At 38.6% G+C, this 13,705-nt stretch carries 13 protein-coding genes; 8 read left to right on the plus strand and 5 right to left on the minus strand.

The annotated features are described in order from the left end of the window. Nucleotides 1-75: 75 nt before the first annotated feature. From SOI76_RS05830 to SOI76_RS05840, 3 genes are all read left to right on the plus strand, one after another. Complete coding sequence (locus tag SOI76_RS05830; protein ID WP_032005309.1) at nt 76-435, plus strand: NirD/YgiW/YdeI family stress tolerance protein; 360 nt, start codon at nt 76-78, stop codon at nt 433-435. A 106-nt stretch (nt 436-541) separates the two neighbouring features. Then, on the plus strand, nt 542-1,204 hold the full coding sequence (qseB, locus tag SOI76_RS05835; protein ID WP_002118246.1) for a response regulator transcription factor: 663 nt from the start codon (nt 542-544) through the stop codon (nt 1,202-1,204). Further along, nucleotides 1,201-2,541 carry a sensor histidine kinase gene (locus SOI76_RS05840; protein WP_104079022.1) on the plus strand — a complete coding sequence of 447 codons (1,341 nt, stop codon included), beginning with the start codon at nt 1,201-1,203 and terminating at the stop codon, nt 2,539-2,541. Before qseB ends, SOI76_RS05840 begins: the two co-directional genes overlap by 4 nt. A gap of 72 nt (nt 2,542-2,613) precedes the next feature. On the opposite strand, the gene hemP is transcribed toward SOI76_RS05840, so the two are convergent. Then, nucleotides 2,614-2,784: a hemin uptake protein HemP gene (gene hemP, locus SOI76_RS05845; RefSeq protein ID WP_002118129.1), complete on the minus strand. Its 171-nt coding sequence runs from the start codon at nt 2,782-2,784 to the stop codon at nt 2,614-2,616. A 136-nt stretch (nt 2,785-2,920) separates the two neighbouring features. Between hemP and SOI76_RS05850 the strand changes: the two genes are divergently transcribed. Further along, on the plus strand, nt 2,921-3,817 hold the full coding sequence (locus SOI76_RS05850) for an NUDIX domain-containing protein (protein WP_104079021.1): 897 nt from the start codon (nt 2,921-2,923) through the stop codon (nt 3,815-3,817). Nucleotides 3,818-3,841: 24 nt separating this feature from the next. Here SOI76_RS05850 and SOI76_RS05855 read toward each other — a convergent pair whose 3' ends face one another. Continuing rightward, the gene (locus SOI76_RS05855) at nt 3,842-4,390 is read right to left on the minus strand and encodes a tetratricopeptide repeat protein (protein WP_002118198.1); all 549 of its coding nucleotides are present in this window, start codon (nt 4,388-4,390) and stop codon (nt 3,842-3,844) included. 21 nt (nt 4,391-4,411) lie between these two features. Next, nucleotides 4,412-6,808 (minus strand): penicillin-binding protein 1B, encoded by a 2,397-nt coding sequence (mrcB, locus tag SOI76_RS05860; protein WP_104079020.1) that lies wholly within the window; start codon nt 6,806-6,808, stop codon nt 4,412-4,414. Between the two features lie 185 nt (nt 6,809-6,993). Between mrcB and SOI76_RS05865 the strand changes: the two genes are divergently transcribed. Both SOI76_RS05865 and SOI76_RS05870 read left to right on the plus strand, forming a co-directional pair. Further along, nucleotides 6,994-7,902, plus strand: coding sequence for an NAD(+) kinase (locus SOI76_RS05865; RefSeq protein WP_016145893.1), 909 nt, complete (start codon nt 6,994-6,996; stop codon nt 7,900-7,902). Then, nucleotides 7,899-8,171, plus strand: a complete 273-nt coding sequence (locus tag SOI76_RS05870) for a YeaC family protein (protein WP_104079019.1) — start codon at nt 7,899-7,901, stop codon at nt 8,169-8,171. Before SOI76_RS05865 ends, SOI76_RS05870 begins: the two co-directional genes overlap by 4 nt. 202 nt (nt 8,172-8,373) lie before the next feature. On the opposite strand, the gene SOI76_RS05875 is transcribed toward SOI76_RS05870, so the two are convergent. Beyond that, on the minus strand, nt 8,374-9,387 hold the full coding sequence (locus SOI76_RS05875) for a glycosyl transferase family protein (RefSeq protein ID WP_104079018.1): 1,014 nt from the start codon (nt 9,385-9,387) through the stop codon (nt 8,374-8,376). Between the two features lie 503 nt (nt 9,388-9,890). Between SOI76_RS05875 and SOI76_RS05880 the strand changes: the two genes are divergently transcribed. Continuing rightward, nucleotides 9,891-11,249, plus strand: a complete 1,359-nt coding sequence (locus SOI76_RS05880) for a dicarboxylate/amino acid:cation symporter (RefSeq protein ID WP_002118145.1) — start codon at nt 9,891-9,893, stop codon at nt 11,247-11,249. A gap of 162 nt (nt 11,250-11,411) precedes the next feature. Next, a complete protein-coding gene (gene acadL, locus SOI76_RS05885) occupies nt 11,412-12,557 on the plus strand; it encodes an acyl-CoA dehydrogenase family protein (RefSeq protein ID WP_005073480.1) in 1,146 nt (381 codons plus the stop codon). Between the two features lie 41 nt (nt 12,558-12,598). Here acadL and SOI76_RS05890 read toward each other — a convergent pair whose 3' ends face one another. After that, the gene (locus SOI76_RS05890) at nt 12,599-13,543 is read right to left on the minus strand and encodes an alpha/beta hydrolase (RefSeq protein ID WP_104079017.1); all 945 of its coding nucleotides are present in this window, start codon (nt 13,541-13,543) and stop codon (nt 12,599-12,601) included. Nucleotides 13,544-13,705: the final 162 nt, after the last annotated feature.

Here is a 13,705-nt window from a genome sequence, read left to right on the forward strand (position 1 = left end):
TCTTAAGATTCACCTCATTTATGCTTGATTTAATTGCTTTATCCCAAGAGGGAACCATAAACAGAGGGTAATAATATGAATATGCTTAAAGTAATGTTGATGACTGCTGGTATGACTGCTGCTGGCGTAGTTGTGGCGAATACACCAGTGAATCAAGCTGCAATTGCTCCGACAACTGTCACCACAGTAAAACAGGCATTAACCTCAAAAGATAATACACCGATCAAATTACATGGTCAGGTTGTAAAATCTTTAGGTGATGAAAAATATCAATTCCGTGACAAGACAGGTAACATTACAATTGATGTAGATGATGAACTTTGGCAAGGTCGCCCTATTTCAGCCAATACAAATGTGACTTTAATTGGTGAAGTAGACATTGACTATAAACCTTTAAAACGAGTAGAAATTGATGTGGATCAAGTTCAGTTCTAATTCATTTATCTCTAGATCTACTATTTTAGCCGCATTTAAATCATGCGGCTTTGCTTTTTTTACAAAGGCTTGGCAAGATAAAATCAGGATATAACAGGAAAAATAGATGAGAATTTTGCTTGCAGAAGATGATCGCTCTCAAGCTGAAAGCATTCAATCATGGTTAGAGTTAGACGGTTATCAGGTAGATTGGGTCGAAAGAGGTGATTATGCACTTACGGCAATCGAACAGCATGATTATGACTGTATTTTGCTTGATCGGGGACTACCTCAACTGGCTGGTGAAAAGGTTTTAACAACGATCCGCCATAAACAAAAAAATGTTCCTGTTATTTTTATTACTGCACGTGACAGCATTCATGATCGGGTAGAGGGGCTAGATTTAGGTGCAAATGATTATTTGGTTAAGCCTTTTAGTTTAGAAGAATTATCGGCTCGCATCCGCGCTCAATTACGCAAACAAACTTTGAGTCAGCAATCGGTTTTAACATGGGGTGACCTACAACTTGATACACAAGCGAAAGTCGTATTAAGCGCTGGCAAGTCTATCGATTTAACGGCAAAAGAATTCCAAATATTGCGTAAGCTTATGGTGCATCCCGAGCATATTATTACCCGTGATCAATTAGAAGAAGCACTGTATGCATGGGGCGAGGAAATTGAAAGTAACGCAATCGAAGTATTTATTTATCAACTTCGAAAAAAAATCGGAAGCAGCAGTATTAAAACCATACGGGGGCTAGGCTACCGTATGGGAGATTTAAAATGAAATCGAACCGCTCATCCTTGCAGTCGCAACTGGTTAAAACCACGATGTGGAGCAGTGTGGTGGTGGGGTTATTGGCATTAAGTTTACTCACCATATTTTCGATCTATCACAACATGTCAGTGCAAGACGAGATCATGGATGAAATTTCAGATACTTTGCTGGTTTCTGATCTTTCTGGACACTCCATGAAACAGTTTGATGAACTGAGTGATGAATTTGATATTCAGTATGAACTATTAAACACAGGCCAAGTACTGACCCATTCTCATAGCTATCAGCATGAACTTTTTGAGCAAGGTAACTTATCAGAAGGTTTTTCGTATTTTTGGTTTGATGGCCAATTATGGCGTAGTCTGGCTGCACAACAAGAAGACTCTCAACTACAAGTTGAAGTTTTTCAACCAATGAGTACACGTGTTGAAGAAGTACTCAAAGCGCTTGCTGGATATAGTGGCCTTATGGTGTTGTTCTGGCTACTGCAATGGGTCATTGTAAGTTGGCGTACCGAGCATCAATTGGCTGCACTCAATTTACTTTCTAGACGAATTGCTCAAAAAACTGCATCAAATTTAGAGCCAATTCAAGAACCAGATGTCATTACAGAAATTCAACCTGTTATAGATGCATTAAATCAATTGCTTGCAAGATTGCAAAGAGCTCTCGTTGCTGAACAGCGTTTTACCGCGGATGCCTCGCATGAGCTACGTTCTCCATTATCTGCCATACAAATGCGTCTTCAGGTCTTGCAGCGTAAATATCAACATCTTCCAGAACTTCATCAAGATTTTGAACGCATACAAGAAGACGTTTCTAGAAGTACAAAGATACTCGAAAATTTACTACTGCTTGCTCGTTTGGAACCTAATGAAGCTGAGCAGCCCGAACTTCCTAAGACAGTTATCGATTTAAATTACTTACTGGCTAGAGTGATTGAAACTGTAGATTTAGACGCGAAAGCTAAACAGATGTTGATAGAGACAAATACTTTATCGACAGAAACTAAAACATATGCAAATGAAGAATTGCTGTTTATTGCTTTTAGAAATTTATTTGATAATGCCATTCGTTATAGCCCGAATTTAGGCTCTATTCATGTTGAGATTAGTCAGCATGAACAGCAAATTAAGGTGTTTATTGAAGACACAGGAAATGGTGTAGATGATGAAGTGCTATTACGGTTAGGGCAGCGTTTTTTTCGGGTGCTTGGTACTCAGCAGCAAGGTTCTGGGTTAGGAATTTCAATTACTCGAAAAATTATTGAATTGCATAATGGCAAGTTACGTTTTATGCATGCTGAACAAGGTGGTCTGAGGGCAGAGATTATTCTTCCTTCATAAAAAATAGCATGGTTACCCATGCTATCCATTTTTTGTTTTCCCACGAATATTATTGAAACGCGAGTATGTTTTTTATTTAGTTAAAATTAGGCGATTGTTGCGAGTGAGGCGTAAACGATATTCCTCGCCAGCATGCATAATGCGAATTTCACGGCCTAATGCAAAGAGGTTATTAGAATGTAACATTGGTAAGGCATGAGCTGTGTCATTGTTACGGGTAAATAAGCTAAAAGGTGCGTTCATTTGTTGTGCTCCGTGGTATGTTCTTGAACGATTTAAATGATAATCATTATCGAATAGATCTGTCAATGAGATTTTTAAGATTTTATAAAATGATAAAATTTGCTTACACTTGAGAAAAGTTTTAGAGAGTAAAAAGATGCCCAAACCAATAGTCGATGTCGCTATAGCAATCTTGATCCATCGTGGAAAAATATTAGTGGGATGGCGTGGTGAACAGCAACATCAAGGTGGAAAGCATGAGTTCCCTGGTGGAAAGGCTGAGCAGGGTGAAACACCAGAAGAAGCCTGCCGCCGTGAAATCTATGAAGAAGTGGGTATTGGTTTAAAAGATTGGCACCAGTTTGATTATATTCACCATGAATATGATGACATTATTGTCAATTTACATTTATTTCATAGTTATGTGCCTGATGAGTTATTAAATCTTATTCACCAGCCATGGGCATGGTACACACGTGATCAGCTACTTCATTTAAACTTCCCTAAAGCCAATAAAAACATCATAAAACGACTCTATTGGCCTCATCTCATCAAAATTAGCAATACGCTTTCAACGGTAGAAAGTAATGATGCTTTATTGTATTGGCGTATCGAAGAATTTGAGCCGCAGTATATAGAGCAATTAACTGCTTTAGATGAAGGGCAACGATCAAATTTAATTATTAATATCGATATTTGGCAGCAATTAAGCCCAGAATTACAAAAACAGATTAAGATCGTTCATTTAAAACAATCTCAACTCATGAATTTGCATAAAGGCGATTTAACAGTGGGCGTACGTTATATTGCTGCTTGTCATGATGCTGTTTCTTTAAAACAAGCTCAGCAGGTTGGTTGCGATGCTGTTTTTATTAGTCCTGTAAAACCAACAACGACTCATCCAGAAGCTATGGCATTAGGTTGGGAAAGTTTTAGTGATCTCGCACAAAATAGCCAGATTCCGGTTTTTGCATTAGGAGGAGTGCATCCTGATGATTTAGCCACTGCGCAGCAGCATGGCGCATATGGCTTAGCAGGTATTCGTAATTTCTAATGAGAAAATAAAAAGCATTAAAAGCTAGAGGGCTTTTAATGCTTGCTGTGCTTCTTGAACAGTTTTTTGATTGTTGCGTTGTTGCCCAGCTTTTAAGATGACCAACCACAGCTGCTTTTTCATTGGCTGACTTTGGGCAAAACTCAAACCACGTCGTGCTAAAGACTCAGCGTTAGAATATTGCTGTTTATGATTTGCCGTAAGTGCAAGAAATAAATAAGTCTCAGCCGCTTGTGGCGCTAAACGCTGTGCTTGAAGCGCATAGCGCTCAGCCTCTGACCACTGTTGATTTTTATAAGCCTGCTGTGTTTTTTGCATTAAAACTTTAAATGCAGGTAACTGGCTACCATCATCACTAAAATGTTGTGGTTTTTTCTGTTGAGGAACAATCACCTGTAAATTTTTACGTTGAATTTCTGGGTGATCATAAGGTGTAATTTTTACACCTGATGGAGTTTCCGTCTTTTTGACTGGAGGAGTAGGTGTTTTCTCTTTGGAGTCAGAATGATCGGGCAGAGTTGTACAGCCGACCATAAGAACAGCACCAATATAAAAAACACCTTTCTTCAACATATCCTAATTTCCTGTTAACGCTTAGTTGTTATAACTACCACTTGAAATTACTCGTGAGTTGTTCGATAGATCTTGTTCCATCTGGTTTTCACTTTCACGAATATAACTGTCGGTATTATCATCCTGAGAGTCAGGAATTGTGTTATCACTTTGTGGCGTATATGTTGGATCAACTTGATAATAAGGTGCTCCACATGGCGTAGCACGGTGCGGAACCGTATGCGTTAGCATCGGAATATACATAGCACCATCACATGCCTGAGCAGATAAATCACCCGTTGCACGGTCAATCCACTGCCACTGTACAGTGTCTGGTTGACGTAGATTTACAGGCGTTTGACGTAATTGTTTCATCACATTAATCCATACTGGCAATGCACCAGATGAACCCGTTAAGCCAGTCACTTTGTTGTCATCTAAGCCTAACCAAACTACAGCAACGTGGTTGCCTGAGTAGCCCGCAAACCATGAGTCACGTGTATCGTTAGTCGTACCTGATTTACCTGCCAATTTTAAAGCAGGAGACAAGCTATTATAAGCTGCGCGACCAGTACCCGAAGACATAACCTGTTGTAGACCGTAATTCATAATATAGCCAACAGATGGATCAATGGTTTGTTGAACATTCAGGCCATAACGGTCAAGCAGGCGACCATTTGCATCTACGACAGATCGAATGGCACGAGTTGGATATTTAAAGCCACCTGTAGCAAAGTTCTCATAAATCCCCAGAACCTCCATTGGTGACATATTGACTGCCCCAAGGAAAATAGAAGGGTAAGCAGGAATGGTTGATTCAACACCAAACTTTCTTAGATTATTGGTAAATGTCGATAGACCAAATTCTTGACCCAAGCGAACAGCAGATAGGTTATATGAATTTGCTAAAGCTTCGCTCAAGCTGACTACGCCATGGCCACCACCACTGTAGTTTTTAGGTGTCCAGCTTTTGCCGCCGTCTACAGGGACACTAATCGGCGCATCTTCAATTTGAGTCGCCCAGTTGTAGCGTCCTGATTCAATAGCGCTTAAATAAATCACAGGTTTTAATAAAGAACCGACTTGGCGTTTTGCATCCACAGCGCGGTTAAAACCAGTAAAGTCTTGTGTAGAACCAACAGCAGCAACGAGCTCGCCGTTTTCTGGATGTGCAATCAGTACAGCACCCTGTAAGTTTTTCAAACGGGCTGGGTTAATATTTGCTAAGCGGTCTACTGAAGCTTTAAATGCATTTTGAACTTGAGTTTGAGTAATTGGGTCTAAAGTCGTAAAAATACGTAAGCCCTGATTAGTTAAGTCACTTTCTTGATATTCTGTGCGTAATTGACGACGCACAATATCTAAAAAGTCAGGGAATTTTGCAGGGCCCAAACTTGGCTTACTTAACACATTTAAAGGACGTGCAATTTCATCTTCATATTCTGCTTGAGTTAAATAACCCATTACACGCATATTATTTAACACGGTATCGCGGCGTTTTTTCGCACCTTCAGGGTTTTTCCAAGGATTATATAGAGAAGGGCCTTGCACTAAACCGACTAAATAAGCTTGCTGTGCAACGTTAAGCTCACGTAACGGTAAACCAAAATAAAATTGTGAAGCCAAACCATAGCCATTAATTGAGTAGCTACCATTTTGGCCTAGATTCACTTCATTTAAATAAGCTTCTAAAATTTCATCTTTGCTGTAATGCAGCTCAATGAGTAAAGCCATTAATGCTTCATTAACTTTACGTTTTAAGGTGCGTTCAGGTGTAAGGTAGAAGTTTTTAACTAATTGTTGAGTTAGGGTTGAACCACCTTGACGCTTTCCGCCTGTAATATTACTCACCAATGCACGAGCAGTACCACGAATTGAAACCCCGTGATGATGATAGAAATTACGGTCTTCTGTTGAAATTAAAGCTTCAATAAGAGGTTTAGGGACATTATTCAGTTTAATGAGAACACGGTCTTCATTATGTTGAGGGTAAATCCCTCCAATCAGAAGTGGCTCTAGTCGCGCAACACCCGTTGAAGAAGGTTTTGTACTTCTAACTTCAGCAACTTGGTCATTTGCAAAACTTAACTCTAGGACTTGTTCGGGTTCAACACTGTCGCCGTAATCAAAACCACGCGTGTGGATATACATATTGCTACCCTGAGCAACATAGGTTCCAGACTTGTCATAATTACTTGAAGTTTTGTAACCCAAGAGTTTTAATTCTTGAGTGAAATTTGCTTGGGTAATAGGTGCGTTATTATAAATTTCCAAAGGTCGTGCGAACACTTTGGCAGGAATATCCCACCGTTGTCCTTCAAATTTTTCACGGATAATATTATCTAAACGAATCAGATAGATACTAAGAGCAATAAAAGCACCAATGACCAAAATGGAAAAGATTAGTGCAAAGAAACCGATACCACGTTCAAACTTCATAAAAATGAGATAAAACCCTAACAATGCCTGTAATGATGCGATAGCTTGTCATCAATTTGCAATGATAAAACTGTGAATAATTGGAAAACTTAGATTGAATTTTACAGCATCTTGTTGTTATGTTTTTTTAAATTAATCAGGTTAATGTTATTATAGGCAAGTATCGCAGCGGAGCTTACTCATTCGTGCAAATTTCACATAAGTCCTTCAGAAACGTCGGGTTAATCGGTCGACCAGATAAATCATCAGTTGTAGAAACACTATGTTTAATTCATGATCATTTGTTGAATCTAGGCTTAAACCCCATTTTTGATCAGGAAACTGCTGAATTAGTGCCTTATGACCATGCACAGGTAGTGAGTCGTCATTTATTGGGTGAAGTTGCTGATTTAGTTATAGTCGTTGGAGGTGACGGTTCTTTACTCCACGCTGCTAGAGCTTTAGTTCGCTACAATACGCCTGTTATTGGTATCAACCGCGGGCGGTTAGGTTTTTTAACTGATATCAAACCTTCAGAAGCCATTTTCAAACTTGACCAAGTACTTCAAGGTCATTTCCAGCTTGACCGTCGTTTCTTGCTTGAAATGGAAGTACGAACAAATGGTGAAGTCATTTATGACGCGATTGCCTTAAACGATGTGGTTTTGCATTCGGGCAAATCGGTACATATGATTGACTTTGAACTTAATATTGATGGTCAATATGTTTATCGCCAACATAGTGATGGTTTAATTGTCTCGACACCAACCGGATCAACGGCTTATGCATTGTCAGGTGGTGGTCCAATTTTACATCCAAGTATGGATGCTATTGCATTAGTTCCAATGCATCCCCATACATTGTCATCACGTCCCATCGTAGTGGGTGGTCAAAGCGAAATTAAAATCGTTATTCGCGAAAATCGGGTGTTACCAATGGTGAGTGCAGATGGACAACATAGTGTCTCGCTCAATGTTGGAGACAGTTTACACATTCGTAAGCACCCATTTAAACTAAGTTTATTGCATCCACCAGGTTATGATTTCTATATGGCCTGCCGTACCAAACTTGGTTGGAACCAAGATTTTGAATCTTTTCAAAGAGATGAATCATGAATATTGAACAAATGCTATCTGTTTTAAACCCTGAAATTGTAGAGCGCTTAAAAACAGCAGTAGAAATTGGTAAATGGCCAAATGGCGTTGTTTTAACTAAAGAGCAGCGTGAAACTTGTATGCAAGCTGTAATCGCTTGGGAGTTAAAAAACTTACCAGAAGATCAGCGTAGTGGTTATATTGACCGTGGTACAAAAGAAGACGGCGAAGAGTGTGATGATGATCATCATAAGCATGAGCCAGATTTTAAACCGATTCGGTTTGTTTAAAACTTAATAAGACAGAAAAATTATTTTTGGTTATTCCATAGAGCCTTATATAGCATGTTTTTCATAAGTTATAGCATATAGGCTTTTATTACTTTTGAAGGATCAAAAGTAACCAAAAAATCCTTTGTATCACTGACGATACTTCCTGTATCGCAGTGATACGGTCGACATCCATGTCGACCTTCACGATAGCATTAGTTAACTACGAATTAAGATTGCTTAAATTTCGTGTATTCCATAACACTTTTGCTTTTTGCATCGCTTCTTCAAAATTAGCAACAACGCCCATCGTATATAGCGCGATTCCGATGGTTTCTGTTACTGCTATTTCTCCGTATTCATGGTGCTGTTGACCAAGCCATACTGCTTTAAACGTTGCTAAATCTAATTCTTCTTCAATTGGGCTTCGTTCAGGTGTGAGCTTTGGCAACTCATGTTCATAGAGCTCACCATTTTTAATACCGCAAATGAGTGTTTTAGCATCTGGGTTTCGTTCAAATTCACCACCTTCGCCTTTAATAACGGCACTATTTTGATAGCCTAAGCGTAATGCGCTATGTTGGTGAGAAGTTCTGTAAGCAGGGTGGAATATTGCTTGTAAGGTAGCCTTAGCGTTAAAAGGATTAATTAAACGGGCCAAAGTATGAATAGGTGAACGCAATCCCATGACATTTCTTAGAGATATCAATTCACTTAAAACTGGTGAAATCACGTCTAATGGTAAGTAAGCAAAATTTTGCTCTGCTAATTGCGTACGAACTTCTTGTTCAGAATGGCAAATTTGATAACCAAGATATTCTAAGACTTGCTCTGTATAAACACGGTTAAGCGTGTGACCTGACGCCCCATGCATAACAATTTTATGGCCATGCTGGGCAAGCGTAAGAGCTGCTAACAAAAACCATGGATAGTGTTTTCGCTTACCTGCATAAGATGACCAATCTAAATCGACTTCTAAAGGCTTAAAATGAAGCTGATCTTTGGTTGCTTGAACGAAACCTGCGAGTTCTTCAATCGATTCTTCTTTAACCCGAAGTAGCATTAAAAATGCACCTAGCTGCACATCTAACACTTCGCCTTTTAAAATCATGGTAAATGCTTGATAAGCTTCTTCATAGCTTAAAGAGCGAGATCCGGTTTTCCCCTTACCTAAAATACGGACATATTGAGCAAAGGGATGTTCAGCATCTTTATAGATATTACGTTTAGTATTCATCGTAGTTCAAAACAATAAAAATGATGGGATGTAGGCAGCTCAAAATGAAATGTCCACAAGTATTTAATCAATATGACATAAAAAGCTGCTGAAAAAATATCAAAAGTGTTTCTTATACTAAAGTCTTAGGACTGCCTGAGTGTTTTTTATGCGTATCAGCTAAAAATTTAACCGAATCGTTATTTAATTCGAGTACACTTTCCCGTGCTTTTTTGAGCACTCATATCATAATTTTATGTGATTCTCCTATATCTTCAGCTTTTTATTGAAAAAGTAAGAGGTTATTTCTAGCTACTCAAAGTGGTTAGAAACTTCAGGTATTCTCCTGTTTTAGAAAACATTGATTTTGTTTTCATTGAGGTAGTAGGAAGGTTTTTTGTTCACAAAAAACCATTTCCCTTTTGCGGTGTTAATGTGAAAGGTTAGGGCTGTGTATTCGTAAAGAATAGACGTTTCATTTTGGTATTTCCAACGGACTTGGAAATATAGATTGAAGTAAAGTTATGGCTAAAAAACCGATTTATAAATCACTTTATTTTCAGGTGATTATTGCGATTATTGCGGGTATCTTGGTAGGACATTTTTCCCCAAGCTCAACGCAAATTGTCAATGGTGTTGAACAACATATCCCGGGTTTAGGTGAGAAACTCAAGCCATTAGGTGATGCCTTTATTCGTTTGATCAAGATGATCATCGCTCCAGTTATTTTCTGTACCGTGGTCAGCGGTATTGCTGGCATGGAAAGCATGAAGTCAGTCGGAAAAACTGGCGGCGTTGCGTTGTTATACTTTGAAATCGTTTCAACAATTGCGCTTCTAATTGGCCTTGTTGTAATTAACATTGCTAAACCGGGTGTAGGGATGAATGTTGACCCTACCACTCTCGATACTTCGGGCATTCAAAAATACGTCAGTTCTGGTGAGTCACAATCTACCATTGATTTCTTAATGCACATCATCCCTGATACGGTGGTTGGTGCATTTGCAAATGGTGAAATCTTACAAGTCCTTCTTTTTGCAATTCTCTTTGGTTTTGCTTTACATAAGTTAGGTGATGCAGGACGTCCAGTTTTAAAATTTATTGATCAAGTTGCACACGTGTTCTTTAACATTGTGAATATGGTCATGAAATTGGCTCCGATTGGTGCATTCGGTGCAATGGCATTCACTATCGGTAAATATGGCGTTGGTTCACTTGTACAGTTAGGGCAGCTCATTATCTGCTTCTATATTACGTGTCTACTCTTTATCTTCTTAATCTTGGGTACAATCAGCCGTATTAGTGGATTCAGTATCCTTAAGATGATTCGCTTGATTCGTGAAGAGTTATTAATTGTACTTGGTACATCTTCTTCTGAATCTGTTTTGCCTCGCATGTTGCGTAAGCTTGAAATTGCAGGTTGTGAAAAGTCTGTAGTTGGTTTGGTGATCCCAACAGGTTATTCATTTAACCTTGATGGTACGTCAATTTATTTGACTATGGCCGCAATCTTTATTGCTCAGGCAACAAATACACAGCTTGATATTCAACATCAGATTACTTTGTTGTTGGTACTCTTAATTTCATCTAAGGGTGCTGCGGGTGTAACAGGATCTGGCTTTATTGTTATGGCTGCAACTTTATCTGCTGTAGGACATATTCCAGTGGCAGGTCTGGCATTGATTTTAGGTATTGACCGTTTCATGTCAGAAGCCCGCGCATTAACTAACCTTGTTGGTAACTCATTAGCAACGATTGTTGTTGCAAAATGGGTCGGTGCTTTAGATAAAGATAAGCTAAATGATGCCTTAAATAATCCAGATGAAGTCGACAGAAAAATGATGGAGCAAAAAACTCCTCAAGTCGCTGAAGGTTTAGATTAATTCAAATAAACCTGTATAAAAAGGAAGCTTTGGCTTCCTTTTTTATTGGCTGACTGAAAAGTACAGTTTTAATGAGCAGCTATGTCATGACAGTAGCTTAAAAAATGATTAGCATGCACAACAATCAGATTCGATAAAACAATAAAGCCGAAGGAAAATATTATGTTGGCATACGATGCAGATTTAGAATTATTCCGTGATAATTTTAAACGTTTTATGAATGAGCATATTGCACCGCAATACGATCAATGGGAACGCGAAGGAATCATGCCACGTGCTGTCTGGAATCAACTGGGCGAAAATGGCTTTTTATGTGTGGATGTTCCAGAAGAATACGGTGGTTATGGCGTGCCAACCTATTATTCATTAATGTTGGTTGAAGAATCGGCACGTGCTGGATTCTGTGCATTATCAACAGCGATTTCTTGCCACTCTGAAATTGCTGCACCGTATATTTTGCACATCGGGACAGAAGAGCAAAAACAATATTGGTTGCCGAAAATGGTAACAGGTGAAGTGGTTGGTGCAATTGGTATGACTGAACCTGGAGCGGGTTCGGATTTACAATCAATGCGTACCAGTGCCATTTTGCAAGATGACCATTATTTGCTAAATGGTTCAAAAACATTTATTTCAAATGGACAACATGCTGATCTTGTGGTGCTTGCAGTAAAAACTGATCCTCAAGCGCGTGCAAAAGGTGTGTCATTATTATTGGCAGATACTCATCTAGAAGGTTTTAAAAAAGGTACCAACCTCGACAAAATCGGTCTGCATTCTCAAGACACATCTGAGCTATTTTTTGACAATGTTAAGGTTCCTAAAAACCAGTTACTCGGTCAAGCTGGGCAGGGTTTTGCTTACTTAATGCAAGAGTTACCACGTGAACGTACCGCTATTGCATCTACCGCAATTGGCGCTATTCGTGGTGCAATTGATTTGGCAACTGCTTATGTAAAAGAACGTCATGCATTTGGTCAGCCTATTTCACAGTTCCAAAATACTCGTTTTGTTCTAGCACAAGCAAAAATTGATGAGCTTGCTACAGCTGCTTTTTACGAGAGAAACGTTGCTCTATATCAAGAAGGTAAACTTGATGTTGAAACAGCAGCAGCGCTTAAAAGTTTCAGCACTGACATGCAAATGAAAGTCGCAGACAACTTGCTGCAACTTTTTGGTGGCTATGGTTATATGACTGAATATCCAATTTCACGTTTCTTTGTAGATGCACGTATTCAACGTATTTACGGTGGTACAAATGAAATTATGAAAGAAATCGTAGCACGTGGATTAATTGGCAAAGCTTAATAATAGCTTCAAAAAAGCCTACCTTTGAGTAGGCTTTTTTATTATTTAGCTATTTTTGGAGAAGGGTCATCAAATAAAGATTTACAGCTTTCTAAATTTTGACAGGAAGCAAACATAAGGGCTTTAGGTAAACTCGCATATAAATTTGTAATGTGTTGTTCAGCTGGGTTATAAAAATGCCAATAACTAAATTGGTTTGATCGTTTATTTTCTAAAGCTTTAAAGAAATTCGTTTCATTAAATTTATGATTAAGTTGAGTGCGAGGGCCGCCTTGCTCATGTGTACCGACTGTGGTCATGAGTAAAGGGGAATGATTTGGTTTTTGACTTTGCCAATGATTTAACTTCTGAAATAATATGCCTTGGTCAAACCAGAGAGAAGGGCTTGCAGCAAAGTAACGCTGAAATGCATCTGGCTTTTGAAAAAAATGATAAAGCACAAACAAACCTCCAAAAGAATGTCCATAAAGACTTTGCTGTTGGCTATTAATCGGAAATTGTTTTGCAATTGTAGGCTTAAGTTCGCTATTTAAAAAAGCAATAAACTGATCAGCACCCCCATATTTATATTTACCTTGTGCTTGAAATTGGGCAGAAGGTTTTGGAGTGTAATCATAAGCACGCTTTTGTACATCAAAGGTTTTTTGCTGAGGGTAACCAACCGCTACAATCATGAGCGGGTCTAGTCCTAATTTGGTAGAACCAGCGCCAATCGACTGAGCAATATTAACAGCACTCGGAAACGTAGCATTTCCGTCTAATATATAAAGTACAGGATAGCCATGTTGGGGCGGGGCGACAGGTGGTTTATAAATTTGAATAAGATAATCATGGCCTGTATGTTTAGATTTAATTTGAAATTGTGCCTGATTATTTTGAAAAACGATTTTTGGTTGATTTTGTATAGGCGTTTGGGCGAGGGCAGAACAGCTTATTAAAGTACTTAATAAAAAACTTGAAGATAAAAAGAAAAATGATTTATGCATAATGGGGAATAATAAAATTTATTATGCAAATGATAAATGAAAATCATTATCAAATAAAGTGATCAAAGAAATGTGCGCAAAAAGGTTAATGAAAAAAGCTTTTACAGCTATATTGCCTAACAAATCAAAGCAGACTATTGTTATACTCTCGTTCAAAAGATG

This window comes from Acinetobacter pittii (genome assembly GCF_034064985.1).
GTDB lineage: Bacteria > Pseudomonadota > Gammaproteobacteria > Pseudomonadales > Moraxellaceae > Acinetobacter > Acinetobacter pittii_H.

Excerpts from the sequence above, each read along its gene's own strand:
- SOI76_RS05830 (WP_032005309.1), top strand. The coding sequence starts at position 76 with ATGAATATGCTTAAAGTAATGTTGATGACTGCTGGTATGACTGCTGCT.
- qseB (WP_002118246.1), top strand. The coding sequence starts at position 542 with ATGAGAATTTTGCTTGCAGAAGATGATCGCTCTCAAGCTGAAAGCATT.
- SOI76_RS05840 (WP_104079022.1), top strand. The coding sequence starts at position 1,201 with ATGAAATCGAACCGCTCATCCTTGCAGTCGCAACTGGTTAAAACCACG.
- hemP (WP_002118129.1), bottom strand. The coding sequence starts at position 2,784 with ATGAACGCACCTTTTAGCTTATTTACCCGTAACAATGACACAGCTCAT.
- SOI76_RS05850 (WP_104079021.1), top strand. The coding sequence starts at position 2,921 with ATGCCCAAACCAATAGTCGATGTCGCTATAGCAATCTTGATCCATCGT.
- SOI76_RS05855 (WP_002118198.1), bottom strand. The coding sequence starts at position 4,390 with ATGTTGAAGAAAGGTGTTTTTTATATTGGTGCTGTTCTTATGGTCGGC.
- mrcB (WP_104079020.1), bottom strand. The coding sequence starts at position 6,808 with ATGAAGTTTGAACGTGGTATCGGTTTCTTTGCACTAATCTTTTCCATT.
- SOI76_RS05870 (WP_104079019.1), top strand. The coding sequence starts at position 7,899 with ATGAATATTGAACAAATGCTATCTGTTTTAAACCCTGAAATTGTAGAG.
- SOI76_RS05875 (WP_104079018.1), bottom strand. The coding sequence starts at position 9,387 with ATGAATACTAAACGTAATATCTATAAAGATGCTGAACATCCCTTTGCT.
- SOI76_RS05880 (WP_002118145.1), top strand. The coding sequence starts at position 9,891 with ATGGCTAAAAAACCGATTTATAAATCACTTTATTTTCAGGTGATTATT.
- acadL (WP_005073480.1), top strand. The coding sequence starts at position 11,412 with ATGTTGGCATACGATGCAGATTTAGAATTATTCCGTGATAATTTTAAA.
- SOI76_RS05890 (WP_104079017.1), bottom strand. The coding sequence starts at position 13,543 with ATGCATAAATCATTTTTCTTTTTATCTTCAAGTTTTTTATTAAGTACT.